Here is a 22,785-nt window from a genome sequence, read left to right as displayed (position 1 = left end):
TAAAAAGGTACATGAAAATGATGTTATTGCTTGCTGATAGTGTATTTGCTGGCATTAAAACATTGGCACGGAGTTTGCTATATAGTAATGTGTATATAAATTTACGAGAAGGGAGTGTTATAAAAATTTAATCATATTTGGTATTTGTTAATCCGAACACATAAAGGAGAATGAAATTATGCAAAGAAAATATCCAAACTTATGTAAATCCATTAAAATCGGAAATGTCTATTTCCGTAATCGCATGTTTTCCGCCCCGATGGGAGGAACAGACATTACTGCTGACTGTACTATTGGTCGTGCATCTACTGCTTTTTACGAGTTAAGGGCCAAAGGCGGTGCTGCCGCAGTTACCGTCAGTGAAGTGGTGGTTCATCCGGAAACAGAAGGTTCGCATATGTTTCATCTGGATCTGAAGACCGTAGGGTCCCTAGCCAGCTTTACTTACACGGCAGATGCTATTCGCCGTCATGGTGCAATCCCCAGTGTAGAATTGTCTCATTCCGGGCAGTATGCCGGAACATATCTTACAGATAAAGATAAGAAAGGCGGACTTTCCCAGTGGGGGCCAAGTGACGGAGTCCGTCCGGATGGTCTTAAGGTAAGGGAACTTACCGAAGAATTAATCGCTGATATCGTAGCAGCATATGGTAACTGTGCTGGAATTGCCAAGAGAGCCGGTTTTGAGATGATTATGATTCATGGCGGCCATGGTTGGCTGATTAATCAGTTCTTGTCTCCTTATTTCAATCATAGAACCGATAAATACGGCGGTAGTTTGGAAAACAGAGTGCGGCTTGCTCAGGAAGTTATTGACAGTGTCCGTGAGGCAGTGGGCCCTGGTTTTCCAATTAAGTTTAGAATGAGCGGTTCCGAATTGTTTGAGGGTGGCTATGATCTTGCCGAGGGTGTCGAAATTGCTAAACTTCTGGAATCAAGGATCGATTTATTACATGTATCGGCAGGCACTTATCAGCGAGGATTTAGTATTACACATCCCTCTATGTTTGTACCTCATGGCTGCAATGTCTACCTTGCAGCTGAAATAAAAAAGCATGTAAACGTTCCTGTGGCAACACTCGGCGGTTTAAATGATCCGGCTATGATGGAAGAAATTATCGCCAGCGGGAAGGCAGATGTAGTTGAAATGGCTCGTGCGTTGCTTGCTGATCATGAACTTCCGAGAAAGGTTATGAGCAACCGTGATGAGGATATTGTAAAATGCTTAAGATGCTTTACCTGTATGGCGGAACGGGCTGCTACCTCCACAAGACGCTGTACGGTTAATCCTCTTATTGGTCGTGAACTGGATGGAACAGAAGTGATTCCTGCTGCGCATTCCTGCAAAGTTCTGGTAGCAGGCGGCGGCCCTGGAGGTTTGGAAGCTGCCATTACCGCGGCCAAACGCGGGCATAAGGTCATTCTCTGCGAGAAGACTGACGAGTTAGGTGGCATCTTAAAGGGAGAGCAGGCATTACCCTTTAAGTATGAAATGTTTCAACTAGGTGTTACACTTGGCAAGCTGGCCGAGGCCGCCGGTGTGGAGATTCGCTTAAATACGACCGTCACTAAAGATTATGTAGAAAAAGAACACGTGGATGCTTTAATTATTGCCGTTGGTTCTGAACCATTGGTACCACCAATTCCCGGACTTGATGGGGATAATGTAGTTGTCGTTAATGACTATTATCGCAAGCAAGATAAAGTTAGCGACAAAGTTGTAGTTTTGGGAGGCGGATTGGCAGGCTGTGAAGTAGCCATCCATCTTGCTAAGGAAGGCAAAGTGGTACAACTGGTAGAGATGAGATCAGAACTGGCTCCGGATGCGAATATCAGACACCGACCGATTTTGTTAAAGGAAATCGAAATGAATAAGATTCATGTTCACACAGGATATAAGGGCTTGCGGGTAACAGAAGAAGGTGTTGTCTGTGCTGACGCTTATGGGGAACATCTTGTTCCAGGTACTACAGTAATCTGTGCACTTGGACAGCAAGCAAGAAGAAATGTAGTAGAAGAGTTAATTGATTGTGCACCGTATGTTATAACGATCGGTGATTGTGTATCTCCCTCTACTATAACGACAGCAATTTATCAGGGATATCATGCCGCACTTGATATCTAATTGGGATTCTAAGGTTTGAGTTTTTAAAAATTAGACGATGTGGAAAGTTTTTTATAAATAATGAAAAATCTTCCTAAATGGCCAGAATAGGAATAAAACTATTCAAGCCAGAGGGAAGATTTTTTATGTCGTTGTGCCGAAATAGAAAGTATATAGTTTTTTGGTATAATAACTTTTTAAAATTCCCCGTTGCAGGAGAATAATGAGAATAATTGGAATATGTATTATTAGTAGGAGAATTAGTGGTTCTAAGGTTATTGCTCTCAATCTGGGGAAGGTAGAATCAGAATAATTTGGAGGAACCATATGTGTCTCACCTGTAGTATAGTTAAGGCTGATATATTGCCAGTTGGCGGAATAATTTTTAAAGATGAGCATGTTGTTTTACATCATTATTGTATGTAGCAGAAAACAAAATATTATTCAGGGGCAATTTTTAGGAGAGTGCGTTAGATTGATAGAATTAATAAATAATAGAGTGCATGATTATTATTGGAAGCAGAATCTTAACTGTGCGATAACAACCATAAAAATACTAGCCGAATTGTATCATATTAAAATTAATCCGCAAGTAATGGAAGCAGCTATCGGGATGAACGGTGCGGGAAGATTTGGATCACAATGCGGGTTAGTTGAGGGTGCGTTAATGTTCATTGGGATTTATGGTAGTTACAAAGGCAATGAAAAGGAAGAAATAGTAAGATTTTGCAATGAATTTTCGAAAGGGTTTCAACAAAGATTTGGAAGTTTATTATGTAGAGACTTAAGGCCACAAGGATTTAGTTCCGACAACCCCCCGCATATTTGTGAAGTGATTACTCAGCGTGCTGTTGACTATTCATCAGATTTTATATCAAAAAAATATCTTCATACACTTGCAATTCATGTAAAAGAGTACTAATATTAGTAATAGGTGGAAATTAAAAAGTAAAGTCGCCGTGTCCTATAGGTGTTAGCGCACCTATAGGCACGAGCAGGTGCGTACACACCTACACGTAACAGCGAACTGTCCACGACGACAATCTTATTATACCCGGTTGCTAGCTGAATTACAAGTTTTGACAATCGGGGTGTAATGATTGGCGCGCAAGGCAGATGGCTGTGCGACTGCATGCAATATTCGATGGTATCATATCTTGATACAGGTTTGGCAGAACACGCTGACGGGTTCTGTTATTTGGGTTGCTTCCTGTATCTTGATACTGTTGCAATAATCGATTTGGATCGCATGTGTAGGGTAGAAATAATCCTGCATATGTGATCCTTTTTAATTTCCTCCTGTAAAATTCCCATTCATGGGTGATTACAGGAGGGCATAGAAGCCTCCAGATAAAATAAGGAGGGGTGGCTGACTTATGAATAGCAGATACCTGGATTTTAAGAAACAAGAGACGGAGTTATATGATGAAATTTGGGAACTATCTGAAGAACTTGATCGGCTGTACAAAGAGGGAAAAGATACAACAGACACTATCCGGAGATTTGAGGAGGTATTGGAAGAATTTTTGTTATTCAGGCAGCAGGGAGGAAAATTTTTTGATGATGAAGAACATTTCCGCTTTTTGGAAACAATAAATCGGGCTAAATAAAGTAATTGGAAGCAGAAGCTTAACTATGCGATAACAACTATAAAATAATTTATCCTTGACCTTAACATCAATGTCATACTTTATAATATAGTCAAATGAAAGCTGAGAGGCGATTATAATGCTAATTATTAAATCTATTGAAGATTTAAATGATAGGAACCCAGAGGAATTATACGAGAGATTATGTGAGTATCAAGGATATAAAGTAGATAGATGTATGCTTTACGTAATTAGGTGTGCGGTGTACTATGCGTCTAATGATGAATATGATGCCGACCTATTAAAATGGTGGAACTGGAAGGAATGAAGTTAGAGGGAAAGATCGAAACAATGTTATTTGATCAAATTGTTCTGGGGATTTTCCTCGGAGCTTTTTTTATTTTGAAATTTCGTTTGAGTTCCATTGGCGCCGAAAACCATTTTCAGAGTGCCAGGTTCTTTATTTTGCAATATTGGTGTGATAGTATCCTATTAAAGTTTTATATCACCGAAGTAAAATGTGTGCCAATTACATAGGAATTTTATGGTAATAAGGCGAACCAATAATAACATTACATTTTAAATGTCGCTCAATCCTTTAAGGAGGAATAATCTAATGAATTTATTTCTAATTAAAGCGGAATTGAAAGATGCAGAAACTATTCATACGATGCAAATCAAGTCATTTATGCCACTATTAAATAAATATCAGGATTATGAAACCAATCCCGCAAATGAACCAATAGAAAAAGTCATTAATCGAATTAAGCAATCTGTTACCGATTACTATATTATTAAATGTGATGGCCTTACTATCGGAGGAGTCAGAATAATAAAAAAAGATAATAATTTTTATCGTATTAGTCCTATTTTTATATTGCCGGAACACCAGGGAATGGGTATTGCTCAAAGGGTGTTGCAATTGCTAGAGCAGAAATATGATGCAATGGGCTGGGAATTAGATACTATATTACAAGAACCTAAAAATTGTTACTTATACGAAAAAATGGGTTATAAAAAAACAGGAGAGACGAAATATATAAATAGCAAATTAACATTAGTATCCTATGAAAAATTAACTTGTAGGGAGGTATTAAATTGAAACAGAACATCTACGACAACGAGAGTATTATTAATACATTAATTGAAACAGGGTTTAATATTGCCAGGGTTTTAGAGCCAGTAGCAACAGAAGAAGCAGAATTATTAAATGAAGATTTGCAAGAGGAACGAAGAAGACCACCTTTTCTTATCGTAAAAGCACAAAAGGTTTAAAAAAGTAAATTGTAGATATGTCATTTTGGGGGGAGGCAAGATAAATGGAATTAGAAATTAATGGTAAAGTTGCTCTTATTACTGGGAGTACTAGAGGCTTAGGTAAATCAATAGCTGAAAAGCTTGCTGAGGAAAAAGTAAAGGTAATAATTGCTGGGACTAATGAAGAGAAGGCAAAGTTAGTTGCTCAAGAAATTGCTTCCCGATTTGGTGTCGAAACAGAAGGCTTCTCACTTGACGTTACGTCGGAAGAATCGGTTAAGAATGTTATAAAGGAAATTATTAAACGGTTTGGCCGAATTGATATCCTTGTGAATAATGCTGGAATTACAAGAGATTCTCGGTTGATGATGATGAAATCGATAGATTGGGAAGAAGTTATTCGAACTAATTTGACAGGTGCTTTTAATTGTACCAAATTGGTGTCTAAAAGGATGCTCTCACAAAATTCAGGAAGAATAATTAATATAACAAGCGTGGTTGGATTAATGGGTAATATTGGTCAAGCTAATTATTCTGCTTTGAAAGCAGGATTAATTGGTTTAACTAAGACGACGGCAAAGGAATTAGCAGAGCGAGGAATCACAGTTAATGCTATAGCTCCTGGCTATATACAATCGGATATGACTGATGTGCTTTCTAAGGACGTTTCTACAAAAATGTTAAATTTAATTCCAATGGGTATTTTCGGCAAACCTGAGGATGTTGCTGATGCTGTGCTATTTTTAGCATCTGTAAAAGCAAAGTATATTACAGGACAAGTACTTAACGTTGACGGTGGTATGGTTATGTTTTAACTTGACACGCCGTAGCCAAGTAGTATAACCAAAACTATAAAATGGTTTTGAAGGAGAGGAAAGTATTTATGGATAAGGTTGACTATAAAAAAGAATGGAAAGAGTTATATTGTTGACGGTGATGATGAACCATTTTGCTCCATACAAACCAGATGACGCTATTTTAGTAGTACTTTGTTGATATGCGTATAGTTGCATTTGCTGAAAGTAGTGATGAAAATTAATACAATGCTTGCAATTCAGATGAATATTTTTATGGTGATATTATTGCTCAGTGTCGCTGTGCATGCTAGATTTAGGCTAAATATAAAAGAAGAAGTTCACAGGTTGTTTTTAACATTAATATGTTTAACGATAATAATATTGATATTGGAAATCTTCAGCGTGGTATTAAATTCCAGTAATTACATTGATTTCATTGTTACACAGAAAGTGGTTAACACATTAGGATTCGCCTTAACGCCAGCAGTGCCAATTGTTGCAACGTTATATGCTTATAAAAGAACAAACAAATATAAAAAAATATCTATAAGTAAGTTTAGTTGGCTGGCAATACCATTTATTGTTAATGGCATTTTATCGTTTGGTAGCTATCATTTTAATTGGATTTTTAGTATAACCGATGAGAATCTATATGTAAGGGGTCCGCTGTTTTTGGTTTCGCCGATGACAAGTATTTTTTATTACATAATGCACTTACTGGTTTTATATGATAATCGTAAGAATGTCAGTAACGAAGAATTAATCATGATTAGTTCTCTTTCGCTAATGCCCGCTGTGCTGTCAATTTTTCAATTGTATTACTTCATTTATTTAACGATTTGGAATAGTGTAGGGATTGCCGTCGTTATTAACTATATTTCTATTATGCACGAACAAGCGAAGCGCGATCCACTAACGGGATTAGGTAATCGCATGGCTTATGATGAATACCTTACAAGTTGGAACAGAAAAGGCACTAACGTTTTATCGGTGGTCAATATCGACATGGATAGCTTTAAAAGTATTAATGATGCTTTTGGTCATCAGGAAGGCGACAAAGTATTGAAATTCTTTGCCAGACAATTGGAAGAGGTGTTTGAAGGGACAGGGGTTGCCATTCGTTTAGGTGGTGATGAGTTTATTATTATGCTGAATGAGAGAAGCGAAAGAAGACTAGAGCAGTATATCAAAAGACTAAATGATAAGATTGATGCATATAATGAAAGTAGTGACATGCCTTACCGCATCCAATTTAGTTGCGGTAGAGCAATATTTGATGATTCATTTAATAATGTATATGAGTTTATTCGTCATAGCGATAAGCTCATGTACGAAGATAAGCAAAAGAAAGAAAGGTAGAAGCAAGCTGATCACTTTAAGAATTGCTAACTGTTGTAGTATTGGTTAATATAGAGGAATCAATGGTTCTGGGGATTTTCCTCGGGACTTTTTTGTTTTTGAATTCCATTAGTGCCGAAAATGCCACCTTCGTCATTTATGCCAGTTATGCAATAAATGTCTCAAATACGGTGCAACGATAAAATGGGGCCGTTTTTAAAACATTAATAGAGGGAAAATATTACAGAAAACTGAATATATGGTAGTGTACTTTAATTAAAAATAATAGCTAATAAAAATAAAGGGGGCGAGGTATAAATGCAGATAAAAGAATCATTTCGCTATCTGGTTCAGCAACCGATTTTTTTGGGTTTGACCGCTACTATATTTTTATTATTATCTTTTGTAATTACAGGACAATTTGAAGCATCTGATTTTTTTAACAGAAATATTTCAGTACTGCTGTTGTTTTGGCCTGGGCTAACATCGCATGTATCTATACAAATGTCAGGGGGGCTTATTTATGGGATAATAGCTGGCTTATACTTAATCGGTATTGGATGGTTACTTTACAAGCAAACGTTGGGATATGTTGCCTTTTACGGGATTGCGATTACAGTAATATCACTATTGTTTGGAAAATTATTATTTTTAATAACAGGATGGACAGAACAACAGCACGCAGGAAACTTGGCAGGGAAAGTGAATCTATTTCTTTTTTCAGGTATCCATAATGCATTATGGGAGGAGATTGTATTTCGAGGCATCCCACTACTAATTCTTATATGCATACTAAAAAAATGGCCTAAAATTTCTGTTCAGACTAAGTGGACATATCTTTTTATTCCAGCAATTCTCTTTTCTGCTTATCACGTTCCTAACCATGGATATATTCGTATTGCTGACACTTTTGTACTTGGCGTTGGTTTCGCCTGGCTTACCTTGCGGTATAGTCCTTTTGCCACATATTTATTACATTTTTTCATGAATGGTAATAGAGTGTGGAGCATAAGCAGTATATCCAGCATTCCGCAAAATGAAATTTCTTGGTTAATTAATAATAATGATTGGCTACAAGCGATTAATCAGTTGATAATATGCGTATGGTTAATTTCAATACCAATTTTAATTTTGTGGCATAAATGTAATGCTACAAAAATTAGCACCAAACGTGATGCTAATATATCTGGCTTTTAGACATAGCAATATGAAAGGCTATTATCAATAGCCAGATGGTAGTAATGTTTATCTTTCAAACACTAAATAATCGTTTCGGGAGGATGGAAACAATGTTATTTGAGTACATGAGACAGGGAGAGGAAATAGAGGTATCAAAGCATATGCTGTTGGCATTTATGAGAAAATGTGCTTTGAGCGAATTGCTATCGAACAAGAGGTAAATGGGATAAGGTTTATACCTATGTTATTTAAAATCTTATGAGAAATTCAAAATGGATAAATCGGTGACTGCTCTAGTAGACACAGAAGAATCCATTATTATTAAAATTGATAACCTGTGGGGTTAAAGAGCACTCAATTAAATCAATAAATTAAATATACGAGGTTATTAAGGTTGAAAATAATTGAGACAGAAAGATTATATCTGATGAAACTGCTAATTGATGATTATTATACTGTTATCTACTTGTCATATCACCGGTATCCGAGAAGCGAAAACGGAGCAAAAGAAAAGCCAAGGGAAGTCCCAAGGCCAACGACAAACTGTAGTCAAGTATATCGTTTAAAGTGTAACAAAGAGGAAGCAATCCCTATGAAAACATTATTTCTCAATAATATTATACTATTAATGTAATAAAAATACAATTATTGTAATTTTTATTACATTTGTTATAATTACTTTAGTATTAAAGAATGGGAGGCTTTTTATGAATATCTATACGGAATTCAATAAATTAAGTAAAAATGATTCTACTAGTCAAATTAAATTTTTAGAAGAAGTTAAAAATTCTGAATCCATGTGTATTGATGACAAAGGATGGGTATATTGGAATTTATCTGATATTTATGCCGTAATGCGTCAACATGAACCAGAATATTATAATCACGTTGAATTTGTAGATGGGGTAAAAAAAATCTTGATAATGAGAGACTTCATTGGTTTGTATCTGATGCAACTCAAGCACTAACACTTTCATTAGGACATCATTTTGATGAATGGTTTGAATGGTACCTGTATGCATGTAATCATTCTTCAAAAAACGATAATAACAGAGGAGTTAGATTTGAAAGTCATAGAGCTGCTATAGGATCGCTATTAAAATTAAATAAATTGGAAAAAGTAGAGTTACCTTTAAATTATATGCATCAATTAATTTGTGAAAATAAAAATTGGGAAAATATATTGTTTGCACAATTAGCATATTATGGATTTATACTAGAAAAGTCATACAAAATTCAGAACTATGATGATATAAATGCTATTTTAGGCAATGTTACTAGCCTTATTTCAGGTAACGTAATTCCACTTTTCAAAAGTGATAAGCCTAATTTGCAAGAAATGACAGTGCTAGGAAGTTGGGATTATCTAAATACTTCGCGGGACTCAAAACAATCAATGATTGTTTCAATTCATAATTTGGCATGTACGTTAAATCGGATTGAAAGATTTAACGATAGTTTAAGGCTATTTAATCTGGCAATTGAAAACGGACTTAATTTTAGCACAGCCTATGGATTGGCACTATACTTTCAATCTTTATGGAAGGTTAATAACAACAAAGAAGAAGTGAATCAAATTTATAGAAATTTATCACATGATAGATTCAAATTAGACGAACTATATAAATTTATACCTGAATTGCGAGAAGTTTTGGGCTAGATTATAAGAAGGGTAAAATTAAGTAGCTTATAGTCGTAAGTTTCATCGGAATTAGAGAATGATATTATAATCTGGGGGGAGAAATTTGGAATACATAGACTTAGATAACTGGAAACGAAAAGAACATTTTAACTTTTTTTGTAGGATGGATTATCCTCAATATAATATTTGTGCCAATATTGATGTAACCAATTTTCTAACCTTTGTAAAAGCGAAGAAGATTTCGTTTAACTATGCAATGATTTATGCTTCTACTCATATTGCAAATGAGGTAATTAATTTTCGATATAGAATTAGAGAGAATCAAGTCATTTTACATGATAAACTTCATCCTTCATTCACTTATTTAAATGCGGATGAAGATGATTTATTCAAATTCATCACAGCGGAAATGAACGATAATATTTTTACATTTGCTGAATATGCTGAGGAAAAGGCTAAAAATCAAAGCGATTATTTCAACTTAAAGGACGTTGCTGGGAGAGATGACTTAATATACATAACTTGTATCCCCTGGGTATCTTTTACGCATTTATCACATACTATTTCATTAAACCAAAATGATTCTGTACCAAGAATTTCTTGGGGTAAATATTTTTTAGACAATAACAAAGTCTTATTGCCGTTTTCTGTACAAGTGCATCATGCATTCGTGGATGGTATACATATCGGTATTTATTTTTCGAAATTACAAAATTATCTGGATACCCTATAATATACATGTAGAATGTGAAGTTAACTGAAAGTGGATGCTTGTCCCTTAGTGTCCCCAACGTGATTGGAGGGTTGGATGCCAAAATTTTTATGAAAGGAATTAAATTTATGATAAATGAGGTAGATGTATATACACATTACGAACTTTTAATAGACGAAGGCGATGACCCAGTACATGATAATAAAAGATTAAAGCAATATATGAGTAATTGGGATGGCTCTTTATTCTTCCAAAATTTAGGGGCAGATAAAACAAAGAGCATATTAGAAATAGGGGTTGGTACTGGTAGAATTGCGAAGCAAGTGTTAGATATAGGTTGCAAAAAATTTACAGGCATTGATATATCTCCTAAGACTATAAAAAGGGCAAAAGAAAACCTACATAATTATGAAAACGTTGAGTTGATTGAGGAAAATGCATTAACATATGTTCGACAAAATAAATTTGATATTGTTTATAGCGTATTAACTTTTTTACATATTGATGATAAGAAACTTGCACTAAAAAATATTTTTGCCTCATTGAAAATCGGAGGTCATTTTATATTATCTATTAGTAAAGATGATGAGTGGTTCAATTATGGAAGTAGGAAAATAAGATTATTCCCCAAAAACAAAGAATATTATTTGAAATTACTCAATGATATTGGTTTTAAGATAGAATTTAGCCAAGATACCGAAAGTGGTTTTGCAACCATAGTTAAAGCAAAGAAATTATACCCAGACAGTAGATACAGCACTACATAAATTGCGATTACTTTAAATTCCAGACGATTTGGTACGGGTGAGTCCGAAGTTGCTCATTGTATTATAAAATAAGCGAAATTAGACTAGGCAATTTTGTGATTAAACACTAGTGGGGATTAAGCTAGAAAGACGGTTCTGAGGGATTTCCTCAGAGCTTTTTTTGTTTTTGAATTCCGTTGGAATTCCATTAGTGCCGAAAATGCCATTTTCAGAGTGCCGAGTGCCAGTTATGCCAGTGTGCCTGAAGTGCCAGATGGTAATTGTAAAACCCCACCAAAAATCGGTGGGGTTAATAGTTGTAGCGAGAAAATGTTAATGTCCGCGTTTCTTTTCTTTCTTTTTTTGTATTTTAAATGCTCTTTTGTAATTAGCTAATTCTTGATGAAATTGTTTTGAATTTATCTGACGTTCTAATTTGTGAGATTCAATATCTTTTTTTATAGCGTCTTGAGCAAAGGTAGAGATACCTATCTTTTTTGCTTCTTTCGCTACTTTTCTTGCTAATATTTTGGGATTTGACGGACGAATTGGGGCATTCAGTTCAACGTTAGCATTAGCTTTTTCCATGCAGGAAAGCATCTGCTGATTTATGAAATGCATTACATCCCAATCATATGGCTCAGAACCAAAAACATGCCGAACGGCTTTTAATTTTCCATCTTCTAATTCCTCTAAAACACCTACCCAGAACTGACCGTCATGATATACGGTTAATTTCATTATTTATTCCCCCTCTGAATTATTATCCAGAGTGATGGACATCCCGAAGGGGGGAAGGATACGACACCTAAGGAAAGGTGCATTCGGACTACCAACCGAACCGTGTTTTTTCACTCAATAAGAGATTAACATAGCACATAAGTGGCTGTCAAATAATCCTTGGTGAGTCTGCTATCTTTTTATTGTGCAGGTAATTAATGGTATTTCAACGAATGTAATGAATAAGCATTTTAATTAGATGGAGGTTGGCAAAATGAACGAAAATATTTCAGTTAGTAATGCTTTTCAAACATTTATAAAGGAAGCTCCAGAACAGCAGAAAATATGGATGGAAACTGTACAAAAACTGGATTCAGCAAGCAAACTTGACTCAAAGACAGAAGAACTTGCATATATTGCTGTATTAGCGTCAGTTAGGATGAAAAACGGATTGCCCTTTCACGTAAAACACGCTAAGTCGCTGGGGGCAACAAGAGAAGAAATAATAAGTGTCGTTTTAGTAGGATTACCTGCGGTAGGAAATACTGTGATTCAAGCGTTACCAATAGCATTAAATGCGTTTGACGGCGAATGCGTGTGATGTTAATGATGAAAAGTGATGAGAAGGCATCTTTGAAAGAACTACAGACAATTCCTGGGGTGGGCAAAGCAGTTGCTAAAGACTTGTGGAATTTGGGTATAAAGTCTATTCGGGATTTACAAGATAGAGACCCAGAGCATTTATATGAACAGTTATGCGAGTATCAAGGAGGAAAAGTTGATAGATGTATGTTGTATGTATTTAGATGTGCCGTTTATTATGCTTCTAATGATGAATATGATGCCGAACTGCTAAAATGGTGGAATTGGAAAGAGCGGGGATAGGGTTAATATGGAATTGCTTTTTTTGTTGGCTTTTACTTTGCATAATATTGAAGAAGGATTATGGTTGCCAAGATGGTCTAAGTATGCAGGGAAGTATCATCCTCAAGTATCCAAGCAAGAGTTCCACTTTGCGTTAATGGTAGTAAGTTCGGTTGGTTATTTGATAACATTTATATTTTTATTATGGGGACAATCTATTGTAGCAATTAGGAATCTATATTTAGGATTTGTGTTAATGATGAGCCTTAATTCTATTTTTCCACATCTCTTAGCAACAATTTTTCTTAGAAGATATGCACCAGGAACATTAACAGGGATGCTATTGAATTTGCCGATAGGTGTAACAATCATAATAAATAATGTAAAATTAGGTATACCGTTATCTTCTATTTTAATTAGCGGTGTGATTGTAACTGTACTGACAGTTGCTTCATTACAACCGTTGTTTAAGCTTGCGAGTAAGTTAATTGATGATTACTAAAATAAGAAGATAGGCAAATCATATGTTTGAGAGGAAATCAGATGAACGTAGTAATTAGACCTGCGACTATTAATGATAGTAAAGATTTATCCCAAATTTCTTTTACTTCTAAACGGTATTGGAATTATCCTGAAGAATATTTCAAAGTATGGAAAGATGAATTGACCATTACGCCAGCATACATAGCAAATAATTTGGTATATGTTGCGGAAAAGGATGGACAGACGATAGGTTATTTTTCTTTGGTTGAAGTAAAAGCAAACTTTTGGGCAGGTAAGGTATTTGTAAATAAGGGGTTTTGGCTGGAACATATTTTTATTATGCCAGAGCATATTGGTACAGGTATTGGTTCAATTTTAATCAGTGTATTAAAAGAAAAGTGCAAGGATATGCAGATTAACAAGGTTAATATTTTTGCAGACCCCAATGCCAAGGGTTTTTATGAAAAAATCGGAGCTTGCTATATGGGGGATACCTTTTCAAGTATTGAGGGGAGAACCGTGGCATTATACGAGTTAGAAATACAATAAAGTCGAATAATTAATTTTTACTGTAATTATTTGGGTAGCAATAAATATAACCCTGTCATATTTGACAGGGTTAGTCAATTATAAAAACTTGCTAAACAGGTTTCCTGCATCTCTTTCTTTTTTAAGGTTAGTATGGCAGTATCCTAACAACGTTGAAACCTGAGAATGACCGCTACGTGCCATCGCTGTACTTAAGTCTACGCCATTTAATAACATCTGAGATATATTGGTGTGACGTAGGCGTGAGCGGTATAATAAAGTGTACCAATAACGGCCATCAACTGTACCAGTTTTGTCCGAAAAGTGTACCACTCTGAGCAATACGAATGTGCATAAAAATAAATTGCTTGCCTTGAAACAATATGTGATAAATTTTTATTATCACGCATTGTAGAGAGGATGGCAAAAATGAAGGAGTTAAAAATGTACATTCACATTCAGACGTTAAAAGCACTTAATTTTTCAAAGCGTAAAACAGCAAAAATGCTGGCAATCCATCGTAATACCGTAAACAACTATTGGGACAAGACTGACGAAGAATATTCGTCCATGACAAAGCGTATCAATAAGCAAAGCCAACTCCTCTAAGTTAAGTTGTTTTGACAGGGGGCACGATAATCAACCACCACGAAGGCAATGGTCAGAGTACTATTATGCCCAATGAGGGGCGGTACAAAATTCCAGAGAAGAATGACAAGAAAAAATATTTGCCTTGGGTCACATTCTTAATACTCGCTTTTTTCGTTTACATAGTGGCGAGGTGTATAATATAACGGTTGTAATAAAAACTATAAATTAATGAATGTTAGGAAATATGTCACAATTGACACGCCGCACCCGAAATGCTATACTAATTATCGTTATCTCAACTAGTGTCATTTTTGTCGAATCTGCTAATTATGCCGATCTGCCGTCACTTTTGAAAATGCCATTTGAATTCCATTATGATGCCATTGGTATTAAAAAAGGTGATTTTTCGGTATCAAATATGGTATAATAAGGCAGTAGAAAAGTGGCTAAAATACAGATAAATTAATAGTTTGTAACATGCGCCCGTAGCTCAGGTGGATAGAGCGGTGGTTTCCTAAACCGCGTCTTGCGGGGGTTCGAGTCCCTCCGGGCGCACCAAACAAAAGGCTTCCAGTAATATGGAGGCCTTTTGTTATGTAGATATGGTGACAATATCAGTGACAACGCTAGAAAAACCAACACCAATAAAGAAAAAAAACAGGCCAATTTTAGGTCTGCTTTTTTTCCTTGCCGAGGTTTAGTATTTCGTCCATTTTTTCTGCAGCTACTTTGTCAGTTGACTTTAAGAAGTGTGCGTAAATATCACCAGTAGTTGATGTCCTGGCGTGGCCTAATCTTCCTGATACATTCTTCAATGATATACCGCTATTTAATAGCACGGTGGCCGATAAATGACGCAGGCTTTGTGGTGTTATTTTAGGTAGTTCACTTCGGAAGCAGAAGCCGGTTAACCACATATTGAAACTGCTGGGACTCATAGGCTTACCATTCCATTGAGTGAAAAGTCGGTTACTATCCTGCCATTTATCACCAAGTCGTAAACGTTCAGTGTTTTGATGGGAGCGGTACTGCTTTAATAACTCAATAATACTTTTTGGCAGCGATATGAGTCTTTCGGATGATTGGTTTTTTGTTGACTTTGTGATTATACCAACATGGTTTATATAGTGGCTACTTTGTTCAATAGATAAGGTTTGTTTATCAAGATCGATATGTTGCCATTCAATTCCCATTGCCTCGCTGAGTCGCAGACCTGCGGCCAATGTTAGCAGGGACAAAGTTTTCCATTTTAAATCTTCGTTATCAAGGTGCAGTATAAATGTTACTGTCTGTTCTTCGTCTAGTATGCGGATTTTAGCCCGTTCAGCTTTTGGAGCCTTTACTTTGCTCGCAGGATTAGTGTTTAGGTATTCCCATTGAACAGCAGTCTGCAATATGGTATGCAATAGCCTGTGAATATGTAAGCGGGTTCGAGATGATAAAGAGCCTTCTTTGCCGTCTTTGCGAATGCCATCTTCTTCAAGGGTGCCATAGAAAGATAGTATTTGAATGGGCTTTAGTTTGACAAGCTGGATTTGTCCCATAGCAGGCAATATCCAAGAATGTATGAATTGTTTGTATCGTTGAACTGTTTTGGGAGCAAGATGGCGTTCGGCATGGTTTTTAAGCCACAAGTTACAGAACTGTGATAGGTTGATCTTGCCACTGCTAGCAGTATTACCTTTTTCTACTTCAGATATAAACAAAGCAAGTTGTTGACGTGCTTCTTTTTCCTGTTTTTCATCATTGTCACTAGTGGTATGAATAGTTTTAGTAAGACGTATTCGCTTGCCAGCACCGTCAAAGCCACCGCTGATTACAAGTTTCCATGAGTTTTTGCCTGTTTTCTGTACGCTACCAAAGCTTGGCATGGCTATTCTTGCCTCCTATTCGTATGTCTCTCGTTTGATATAATGTTTGTCCAACTGACTATTCTTTCATATTTTAAGGGGAGCTGTTTATAGCTCCCCTTAAAATTTTTAAATTGATAATGAAATATGGTTTGCTTTTTCGTTAAAGCCATTTTTGATGGTGTTGAGTTCTTCTTCTTTTGCCATCCATTGAAGTATGGACTCCATCCTATAAAAGACACGGCCAGATGTCCTGAAATATGGTAAATTAGCTTTTGTTCGCCATAGACGTATTGTCCATGGCGATACACCTAGCTCATGAGCTAATTCACGTTCTGTGTAAATTTTCATATGATTACCTCCAGCTATTTATCTATAATTATGATATATAATTATCCCAAAGCGCTTTTGCACAACGAAAAATATCAAAGTCCCAACTTATATAAAGCATCAAAATTTGCAAAGCTATCGTGATCTTTCCAGCGTTTTTCACGTTCGTGAAAGGCCGGATCGATATATACTGAGTTGTTTAAAGGATCGCCCGTGCTTGGTAATCCTAGTACTTCCCACATGGAATCATAATGGCGGTAGAAGCGAGAAACATAATTGTTTCGAGCCCCGTTGTAAGCGGCGTTTATATTGAAATAGTATTCCGCACATGGGGCTACAAGAAAAGAAGGATCAGCTATTGAGCCAATTAATTGTTCCAGGTTGGTACATACGCAAAAACCATTTAAGGCATTAATGCCCCAATAAGCAGGAGTATTAATAGTGGGAGTGATACTAGTTTGGTTGGAGCTAGGTACAGTGTAGCTAACACTCTGGATTGGTATTAACGATTCTGGACATTGTAATGCATAAAAAGAAGGAGTAGCAGGTAGATCTAACGGGGAATGGGGATAGCTATTATTTGCGAAAAAGAAAGCAGGATAGTATTGGTGTACTAAGCAGGCCAATACATTTAAATCTTCGTGGGCATAAATATTACAAAATGGGCTTTTCCGGTATGCTAATGCGATGTACAACTCATCTTGAGTTTCAAAAATTCCTACATCATAACTGCTGATGAGTGCGAATTTTCTTGAGGACTGAGCTTCGATAGTCAATTCTGGTTGGTTCACAATAAAACACTTCCTTTTAATTTTTTTCTTCGGATAATACAGCTTTAATCGCAGCGCACTTTAGACATAGAACTTGAATTTTTTGTTCGCCGCGCGCTAGTTTCTTGAGGTAGCGATTTCGCCCCTTCTCTTGATAACCTTCACTTAGGCCGTGTTCGTAGAGGGATTTATGAATTTCGATGGGGGTAGTCTCAAATGAGCAGTGCAGATCTGCATAGTATTTTTCAACATACTTAAAAGCTTTCTGGTAATTTAAATAAATTCTCTCGTGCTGCTTGACGTAGAAACCTAAGTACTCTCGACCACACTGAAAAAAAGTTTCTTTATCGCTCGCCAACAGAACATCACCGGTAGCGATGCCCTGTACTAAGGCATCTAAATAAGCGATGTGAGGCTCACAAATGGAACTTTCATTCTGGTTTTCAAGGATCACAACGCCAATCAGTTTTATCCAGAGGGCGAGCGTAGCTTCAGCATTTTCTTCGGTCATTGCTCCATAGGTGAGCCCGAAGCGAATTACGATTCGCGCAGTGGCAAACATGATTCGATAAATCATGTTCAGTCGTGGGAATTTTACTGCTAAAGGTACTAGATGGTAGTCAATTTGCATGATTTCGCGAACTACGTCGCTGTAATTATTTTCCAAATAATAGATATATGCACTGAAGTAGTTTTGAATAATGGAAGGCTGATTTTGTTGTTTGGCTGTGACTCTATTGACTTGGAAATTCCGTAGCCTTTCTGGATTAAAGCTGGAGTTGTCTACTGGAATGGTCAAGTATCTCAATCTCGAAGACTGTTGTGTATTCAAATCGTTTTCACCAGTGACGACCGCAGCACCGCGAACACCGAATCGCTCAATTTTGGTTGATGCAGCATTAGCTTTGGCTTTTGCAGCATTATCACCAAAGACCCGTAATACATCAGCGAACTTTTGGAGCGCATCTTTGTCTTTGCTGGAAAAGATATCATCCAGGAGCAATGTCATGTCTCGACACTCATTGCGTTGCAGTTCAATAGCACGTGGCGTTGACTGGAAATTTAAAAACTTATCTGTATTGAATGCCTGGAACAGTTCTTGACATAATGAAGTTTTAAAACTCCCTGTTTTTCCCACAACCATTAAAAGAAATTGCACCTCATAACCTGCTTCCTCAAACAACTGAGCGGTGTAGCCGATATGCGCATAGAGGAAGAGTGGTAACATAGTTTTTAAATTATTACCTATTGTCAGGAAGTCATGTCCGTGGTGATAGATTGCAGGAATTTCGTGGGGAGGTATTTCCCAAACATACCTTTCAGAATGACAATAGGGCAGCCTTTTTGACAAATAAATCATATGTTCCCCGACCTTTTCCCATCCGGCATATTCATAAATCTCTGAGTGGGCAATTGTCCCCAAAGCTTCTTCATATACTAACGAGCAGTATTCTGAAAAAAAGGAATTAGCATTCCTGAATTCAGCATTTAGACGGAATTCAGGGTGATCGCTTTTGATTTCACCTAACAGCATCTTATACTTAGATAAGGGAACCGTCAGTTCGGTTTCAGATGTAGCGCTAATTATTTGGACGGTGAGGAGGTTTGTTGACTTTCCAATGCTTTTACGACAAACACGTCCCGTGACCTTAACGATGAAGTTTGCCAGAGAAATCTGTTTGCCGTTTTCCAAGCAAAACACGCTATTATTGGTTTCGACAAATTTTTCCCCGAGTAGTCGGCCTTCTACAGCAGTCTTATCTGAAAGAGCGGGGAGGATATTTTTCTTCAAGCTATCATTGGAAAACAAAATCATTTGTGAGCCTGTACGATCCATATAGCTCGCAGGAGACTCATATGGATTTTTTGCTGCGTCAATATCAGTATTAATCTGAAATGCAGCGATAGGCAGATTCATAGTTTGCAACTGATAGTCATATGGATCAGGTATTGCTTGTCCACATTTGTATGGATTTTTTGATGATAATGGTTGATTTGGTTGAAATGGTCTTGGCATTTGAGACACATTGCTTCCTCCTATCGTGTGTGGTTTAATTAGCATGTGGGTTGGCCAGTATAGCAGTAAATGGGGCGAAGGCCATACTGCAATAAGATTTGGTTTGCAGATTGCTTATAGGAATACAAGCTTTTTTTCTGTCGGAACTGCTTCCCGTTTAAAATATTTACTGCGTTAATCCAATAATGAGCATGAAGGTTCGGCGTGTCTGTATGGATTACGGCCAAGACATGATGCTCCGAACAGAACAATTTACCAATTCGGTTTACGATTTCTTTTATGGACTCGATAGGGAGTACCTCTCGAACATCCGCATTAAATGATAAAATAACATGCCAATAGGAACGATGGTTCTCGTCGCACCCCCACAAAGACGATGCAAAGGTCATTTGTTCCAGTGCGCAATGAGGGTCTAAACCGAAGCCCATAATTAAGTCTGGAGAAGTTTTGGCGGGGTCTGTTAGATAAGCCTCCATTTCCGCTAGAGTCCGACTGTTCTGGTTGACGAATTTTAGAATAGACATTTCTTCACCTCTCAGCTGATATTTTTAGAGCATTCATGTGATCACGTAAAAAACGGGCATATTCACTGAGCGCGTTCTGAATCTCGCTAATGTCTACTTGACTACTTTGGAATTGCTGAAGCTGCAAGTAAAGCGAGTGTAGGACTTTTAACATTTCTCGCCCGCATGAAGGCGATACAAGAATATGTTCTTCGGACTTTTTCAATAAGTAGTCCGTCATGCTGAGACCAGCCTGTTCGGCCCTCTTTTTTAATTCTGCTTTTTCAGCGTATGTAGTACGAAGCTGTATAAATTCGTTTTTTGTGGAACTCTTTTTCATGAGAATGTCCTCCTCTCTTTGATGGATTTAAAAGTTGTTTTAAATGTAGCTAGATGCTTGTTAACTACATTATTTATGTTAGACTAAATCCAAAACAACTACAGCCAAGTAACCTTTATCAATTTTGTCATTTGCTTAATAATCTTTACATGCAGTAAACAAGGGGGGTGAATGCTATGTCGAATTAGATGGATGAAAAAACGACCGAGTTTCACGGATAAAAAAACCGCAATTGTCTTTAAACAAGAGCGGATTTTATCATTACGCTATGGAGTGAGGAACAACAATGAAGCGTTCCCCAGATTACCCGTTAGTCTCTATACTCCTTATATATCAAGCACCAGGGAGGGTATATGTTTCAGGGGAATTTGGGGAATACACTGGATAGTAGGTTTGAGAGGTGAGCAGTTAGATGGTGTATAAGCAGCCTTCATTAGAAAAGACTGACATAAGTTGGGACGAAATGGTTGATGAATTTACTGAAATTTGCCGCGAATTTGAACACTTGGCGGAACGGGAACAAAAGGTAAATAGAACGGAGGCTTTAGAGCGGGGGGCAGTATGTGCAAAAGGGTTTGATCGAATTAGAGAGGAGCGTTCCATATCTTTATTTGATAAAAGTAATAATTTCTACGATGCACAAAACCGTTATGAATCCTTTACGTCTGCTAAGGCTACTATTGGAGAATTAGTTCAACAAATAAGTATTAATCAAGAGGATATGTGCGCTAGAATTTTGAATCCAGATGATGCATTAGAAGACAAAAAAAAATACTTGCAAACTTATTTTGGAATAGAATATGAAGGAAATTGGTCGCAGAAACAAATATATCAAATTCATCAGTTGCTGCTGATATTATTAAGATGTGCAACCAGTGGGCGGCGAGGGATTTTAGCAAATATGGAGGCGGCATCATTCTGGCGATTTAGGAATGAAGCAGATAATCCCTATCGGGAATCCATGCTATTCATAAGAAAAGAACTGTTAAAGGCTTTAAGCTTTAAAGAGGCTTTAGTCATAGAATATTTTGCAGGGAGCTTTCGTTACTGTATTAATAGTTTAGGTGAAGCAATTGTGGAACGAGTAGTTGATGAGCTTATTTTTCCTTCTATCCCAGACATAATTGAAATACGGGGCGATTTATTAACACTGATTTTGGTATATTTAAAAGAACTCAATACCGAAGAACAAATACCCTTTCAGGAGCCGAATGACTTGTTTTGGCGTGCTTATTTACACTTTTTGCTATTAGGGATTGATGATACAATTAAAGAACCCCGTCTAGATACAAACGTTGACTCTCTTTACAAAGAAAGAGTAAGGTATTTGGCACAATCTTTTAAAATAGAACTTTTAAAGGATAGCTCAAAAGATGAATCCACAAAGAGTTTTATTGTGCGAGAGGCACATAACATAGTTCAAGTCAAATGGGGTGAGAGGTTAGAACCTGTTGAAAATTTTGTTATGCGTAAGGCTAAAAGTATAGCTCGTATGCTAGGGGGCAATGATGATGATAAATATCACGCAGTCCGGCGACATAGTAAGGATTATTCAAAATTAGCACTGTTATTTCTTTTCTATAATATGGAGACTGAGCCATATGTAGTGAGTATTGACGAATTGTTGAATATAATCCATCTGTATGAGACCTGTCAAAGTAGACAAATGACATTTCGCGAGGGATATAATGGTGGCAAATCCGGTAGAAAGAACAAAACCTTCATGGAAATAGTGCGTAACATAAATGATGATGTTTCTCCTGACCTGATGGTTAAGGATGCAGAAGCAGGGTTGTATGAAATTGTCTGCTTCCTAAATAGTTTAAACTCTCTGGTAATGAATGAAGCTGAAAGCACGGTAAAAAAACGATTCGAAATAAAAAAAGAATTGTTTTTATATTTGCGAAAAGTCATTCCGTTATTGGATGCCGAACCGTGTAAGCATAAAAATATAACTGAAATAGCCGAAGGTATTATGAGTACTGAGAAATTGCGGCAATACTGCAGATGGAAAGAAATGAAAACCAAGGCGGAGCTATTTGAATGGTTACATCCCACGGAAGAAAATTAGAAGTCATATAAGAGGGTTGAAATGTCGGTAAAGCCCTAAATTAATTCGGAATGAATTCGTGCAACTAAATTTCAAAGCCAGTTCGGCAATAATAAAGCAAACATTTGTTGATACAAATGTAGCCATAGGCGTTAAAGTACCGTTCCACTAATTTCCCACCTATTTCTTTTACTGCTTATATATTAAGGAGCGAGTGTGAAAAGAATTCGGGGAATATGGGAAAAAAGACAATTGGCGGTAGCTTACAGAAAAATCGACTCAGATCTCTCTTGCGTAGGCAAGAGAGATCTATTGGCAATTATTTACAGAAGAATTTATTCAACGAAACTTTTTTAAGAATGTATTCAGTTACAG

At 36.7% G+C, this 22,785-nt stretch carries 27 protein-coding genes and 1 tRNA gene; 21 read left to right on the top strand and 7 right to left on the bottom strand.

What is annotated here, in order from left to right; all coding sequences use genetic code 11:
* Positions 1–178 precede the first annotated feature (178 nt).
* From AC1ECB_RS22065 to AC1ECB_RS22000, 14 genes are all read left to right on the top strand, one after another.
* On the top strand, positions 179–2,125 hold the full coding sequence (locus tag AC1ECB_RS22065) for an oxidoreductase (RefSeq protein ID WP_485665793.1): 1,947 nt from the start codon (positions 179–181) through the stop codon (positions 2,123–2,125).
* A 454-nt stretch (positions 2,126–2,579) separates the two neighbouring features.
* Positions 2,580–3,026 carry a C-GCAxxG-C-C family protein gene (locus AC1ECB_RS22060; RefSeq protein ID WP_485665792.1) on the top strand — a complete coding sequence of 149 codons (447 nt, stop codon included), beginning with the start codon at positions 2,580–2,582 and terminating at the stop codon, positions 3,024–3,026.
* Positions 3,027–3,480: 454 nt separating this feature from the next.
* Positions 3,481–3,714, top strand: a complete 234-nt coding sequence (locus AC1ECB_RS22055) for a hypothetical protein (RefSeq protein ID WP_485665791.1) — start codon at positions 3,481–3,483, stop codon at positions 3,712–3,714.
* Between the two features lie 118 nt (positions 3,715–3,832).
* A complete protein-coding gene (locus tag AC1ECB_RS22050) occupies positions 3,833–4,021 on the top strand; it encodes a helix-hairpin-helix domain-containing protein (RefSeq protein WP_485665790.1) in 189 nt (62 codons plus the stop codon).
* Between the two features lie 288 nt (positions 4,022–4,309).
* A complete protein-coding gene (locus tag AC1ECB_RS22045) occupies positions 4,310–4,795 on the top strand; it encodes a GNAT family N-acetyltransferase (RefSeq protein ID WP_485665789.1) in 486 nt (161 codons plus the stop codon).
* Positions 4,792–4,968, top strand: coding sequence for a hypothetical protein (locus AC1ECB_RS22040; RefSeq protein ID WP_485665788.1), 177 nt, complete (start codon positions 4,792–4,794; stop codon positions 4,966–4,968). Before AC1ECB_RS22045 ends, AC1ECB_RS22040 begins: the two co-directional genes overlap by 4 nt.
* Positions 4,969–5,012: 44 nt before the next feature.
* Positions 5,013–5,765, top strand: coding sequence for a 3-oxoacyl-[acyl-carrier-protein] reductase (gene fabG / locus AC1ECB_RS22035; protein WP_485665787.1), 753 nt, complete (start codon positions 5,013–5,015; stop codon positions 5,763–5,765).
* Between the two features lie 213 nt (positions 5,766–5,978).
* Complete coding sequence (locus AC1ECB_RS22030; protein WP_485665786.1) at positions 5,979–7,106, top strand: GGDEF domain-containing protein; 1,128 nt, start codon at positions 5,979–5,981, stop codon at positions 7,104–7,106.
* Positions 7,107–7,403: 297 nt separating this feature from the next.
* On the top strand, positions 7,404–8,282 hold the full coding sequence (locus tag AC1ECB_RS22025) for a CPBP family intramembrane glutamic endopeptidase (RefSeq protein ID WP_485665785.1): 879 nt from the start codon (positions 7,404–7,406) through the stop codon (positions 8,280–8,282).
* 133 nt (positions 8,283–8,415) lie between these two features.
* Complete coding sequence (locus AC1ECB_RS22020) at positions 8,416–8,526, top strand: GNAT family N-acetyltransferase (protein ID WP_485669388.1); 111 nt, start codon at positions 8,416–8,418, stop codon at positions 8,524–8,526.
* A gap of 445 nt (positions 8,527–8,971) precedes the next feature.
* Positions 8,972–9,232 (top strand): hypothetical protein, encoded by a 261-nt coding sequence (locus tag AC1ECB_RS22015; protein ID WP_485665784.1) that lies wholly within the window; start codon positions 8,972–8,974, stop codon positions 9,230–9,232.
* Between the two features lie 143 nt (positions 9,233–9,375).
* Positions 9,376–9,924, top strand: a complete 549-nt coding sequence (locus AC1ECB_RS22010) for a hypothetical protein (protein ID WP_485665783.1) — start codon at positions 9,376–9,378, stop codon at positions 9,922–9,924.
* 85 nt (positions 9,925–10,009) lie between these two features.
* Positions 10,010–10,639, top strand: a complete 630-nt coding sequence (locus AC1ECB_RS22005) for a CatA-like O-acetyltransferase (RefSeq protein ID WP_485665782.1) — start codon at positions 10,010–10,012, stop codon at positions 10,637–10,639.
* A gap of 71 nt (positions 10,640–10,710) precedes the next feature.
* Positions 10,711–11,385: a class I SAM-dependent methyltransferase gene (locus AC1ECB_RS22000; RefSeq protein WP_485665781.1), complete on the top strand. Its 675-nt coding sequence runs from the start codon at positions 10,711–10,713 to the stop codon at positions 11,383–11,385.
* A gap of 312 nt (positions 11,386–11,697) precedes the next feature.
* On the opposite strand, the gene AC1ECB_RS21995 is transcribed toward AC1ECB_RS22000, so the two are convergent.
* Complete coding sequence (locus AC1ECB_RS21995; RefSeq protein WP_485665780.1) at positions 11,698–12,105, bottom strand: YjdF family protein; 408 nt, start codon at positions 12,103–12,105, stop codon at positions 11,698–11,700.
* Between the two features lie 253 nt (positions 12,106–12,358).
* On the opposite strand from AC1ECB_RS21995, the gene AC1ECB_RS21990 reads away from it, so the two are divergent.
* The 6 genes from AC1ECB_RS21990 to AC1ECB_RS21965 all read left to right on the top strand — a co-directional run bounded on the left by AC1ECB_RS21990 (position 12,359) and on the right by AC1ECB_RS21965 (position 15,108).
* Entirely contained in the window at positions 12,359–12,685 is a 327-nt protein-coding gene (locus AC1ECB_RS21990) for a carboxymuconolactone decarboxylase family protein (protein WP_485665779.1), read from the top strand.
* 32 nt (positions 12,686–12,717) lie between these two features.
* Positions 12,718–12,969 (top strand): helix-hairpin-helix domain-containing protein, encoded by a 252-nt coding sequence (locus AC1ECB_RS21985; RefSeq protein ID WP_485665778.1) that lies wholly within the window; start codon positions 12,718–12,720, stop codon positions 12,967–12,969.
* A 7-nt stretch (positions 12,970–12,976) separates the two neighbouring features.
* On the top strand, positions 12,977–13,450 hold the full coding sequence (locus AC1ECB_RS21980; protein WP_485665777.1) for an HXXEE domain-containing protein: 474 nt from the start codon (positions 12,977–12,979) through the stop codon (positions 13,448–13,450).
* Positions 13,451–13,491: 41 nt separating this feature from the next.
* A complete protein-coding gene (locus AC1ECB_RS21975) occupies positions 13,492–13,980 on the top strand; it encodes a GNAT family N-acetyltransferase (RefSeq protein WP_485665776.1) in 489 nt (162 codons plus the stop codon).
* Positions 13,981–14,403: 423 nt separating this feature from the next.
* Positions 14,404–14,568, top strand: coding sequence for a hypothetical protein (locus AC1ECB_RS21970; protein WP_485665775.1), 165 nt, complete (start codon positions 14,404–14,406; stop codon positions 14,566–14,568).
* A 461-nt stretch (positions 14,569–15,029) separates the two neighbouring features.
* Positions 15,030–15,108, top strand: a tRNA-Arg gene (locus AC1ECB_RS21965).
* Positions 15,109–15,218: 110 nt separating this feature from the next.
* Here AC1ECB_RS21965 and AC1ECB_RS21960 read toward each other — a convergent pair.
* The 6 genes from AC1ECB_RS21960 to AC1ECB_RS21935 all read right to left on the bottom strand — a co-directional run bounded on the left by AC1ECB_RS21960 (position 15,219) and on the right by AC1ECB_RS21935 (position 20,360).
* On the bottom strand, positions 15,219–16,421 hold the full coding sequence (locus AC1ECB_RS21960) for a tyrosine-type recombinase/integrase (protein WP_485665774.1): 1,203 nt from the start codon (positions 16,419–16,421) through the stop codon (positions 15,219–15,221).
* 108 nt (positions 16,422–16,529) lie between these two features.
* Positions 16,530–16,751, bottom strand: a complete 222-nt coding sequence (locus tag AC1ECB_RS21955; RefSeq protein WP_485665773.1) for a helix-turn-helix domain-containing protein — start codon at positions 16,749–16,751, stop codon at positions 16,530–16,532.
* Between the two features lie 74 nt (positions 16,752–16,825).
* Positions 16,826–17,521 (bottom strand): hypothetical protein, encoded by a 696-nt coding sequence (locus AC1ECB_RS21950; RefSeq protein WP_485665772.1) that lies wholly within the window; start codon positions 17,519–17,521, stop codon positions 16,826–16,828.
* 16 nt (positions 17,522–17,537) lie between these two features.
* Positions 17,538–19,526 (bottom strand): hypothetical protein, encoded by a 1,989-nt coding sequence (locus AC1ECB_RS21945; RefSeq protein ID WP_485665771.1) that lies wholly within the window; start codon positions 19,524–19,526, stop codon positions 17,538–17,540.
* Positions 19,527–19,555: 29 nt separating this feature from the next.
* Positions 19,556–19,945: a relaxase/mobilization nuclease domain-containing protein gene (locus AC1ECB_RS21940; RefSeq protein ID WP_485669387.1), complete on the bottom strand. Its 390-nt coding sequence runs from the start codon at positions 19,943–19,945 to the stop codon at positions 19,556–19,558.
* A gap of 100 nt (positions 19,946–20,045) precedes the next feature.
* Positions 20,046–20,360 carry a plasmid mobilization protein gene (locus tag AC1ECB_RS21935; protein WP_485665770.1) on the bottom strand — a complete coding sequence of 105 codons (315 nt, stop codon included), beginning with the start codon at positions 20,358–20,360 and terminating at the stop codon, positions 20,046–20,048.
* A gap of 412 nt (positions 20,361–20,772) precedes the next feature.
* On the opposite strand from AC1ECB_RS21935, the gene AC1ECB_RS21930 reads away from it, so the two are divergent.
* Entirely contained in the window at positions 20,773–22,431 is a 1,659-nt protein-coding gene (locus AC1ECB_RS21930; RefSeq protein ID WP_485665769.1) for a hypothetical protein, read from the top strand.
* Positions 22,432–22,785: the final 354 nt, after the last annotated feature.

It is taken from the genome of Sporomusa sp. 246TCP1 (genome assembly GCF_057319775.1).
Note: the sequence above shows the minus strand (reverse complement) of the source record. Positions and strands in the feature narration are given on the sequence as shown.

Coding starts and splice junctions, on each gene's coding strand:
- AC1ECB_RS22065 (WP_485665793.1), top strand. CDS start 179: ATGCAAAGAAAATATCCAAACTTATGTAAATCCATTAAAATCGGAAAT.
- AC1ECB_RS22055 (WP_485665791.1), top strand. CDS start 3,481: ATGAATAGCAGATACCTGGATTTTAAGAAACAAGAGACGGAGTTATAT.
- AC1ECB_RS22050 (WP_485665790.1), top strand. CDS start 3,833: ATGCTAATTATTAAATCTATTGAAGATTTAAATGATAGGAACCCAGAG.
- AC1ECB_RS22045 (WP_485665789.1), top strand. CDS start 4,310: ATGAATTTATTTCTAATTAAAGCGGAATTGAAAGATGCAGAAACTATT.
- fabG (WP_485665787.1), top strand. CDS start 5,013: ATGGAATTAGAAATTAATGGTAAAGTTGCTCTTATTACTGGGAGTACT.
- AC1ECB_RS22030 (WP_485665786.1), top strand. CDS start 5,979: ATGAAAATTAATACAATGCTTGCAATTCAGATGAATATTTTTATGGTG.
- AC1ECB_RS22025 (WP_485665785.1), top strand. CDS start 7,404: ATGCAGATAAAAGAATCATTTCGCTATCTGGTTCAGCAACCGATTTTT.
- AC1ECB_RS22015 (WP_485665784.1), top strand. CDS start 8,972: ATGAATATCTATACGGAATTCAATAAATTAAGTAAAAATGATTCTACT.
- AC1ECB_RS21995 (WP_485665780.1), bottom strand. CDS start 12,105: ATGAAATTAACCGTATATCATGACGGTCAGTTCTGGGTAGGTGTTTTA.
- AC1ECB_RS21990 (WP_485665779.1), top strand. CDS start 12,359: ATGAACGAAAATATTTCAGTTAGTAATGCTTTTCAAACATTTATAAAG.
- AC1ECB_RS21980 (WP_485665777.1), top strand. CDS start 12,977: ATGGAATTGCTTTTTTTGTTGGCTTTTACTTTGCATAATATTGAAGAA.
- AC1ECB_RS21975 (WP_485665776.1), top strand. CDS start 13,492: ATGAACGTAGTAATTAGACCTGCGACTATTAATGATAGTAAAGATTTA.
- AC1ECB_RS21970 (WP_485665775.1), top strand. CDS start 14,404: ATGTACATTCACATTCAGACGTTAAAAGCACTTAATTTTTCAAAGCGT.
- AC1ECB_RS21960 (WP_485665774.1), bottom strand. CDS start 16,421: ATGCCAAGCTTTGGTAGCGTACAGAAAACAGGCAAAAACTCATGGAAA.
- AC1ECB_RS21955 (WP_485665773.1), bottom strand. CDS start 16,751: ATGAAAATTTACACAGAACGTGAATTAGCTCATGAGCTAGGTGTATCG.
- AC1ECB_RS21940 (WP_485669387.1), bottom strand. CDS start 19,945: ATGGGCTTCGGTTTAGACCCTCATTGCGCACTGGAACAAATGACCTTT.
- AC1ECB_RS21935 (WP_485665770.1), bottom strand. CDS start 20,360: ATGAAAAAGAGTTCCACAAAAAACGAATTTATACAGCTTCGTACTACA.
- AC1ECB_RS21930 (WP_485665769.1), top strand. CDS start 20,773: ATGGTGTATAAGCAGCCTTCATTAGAAAAGACTGACATAAGTTGGGAC.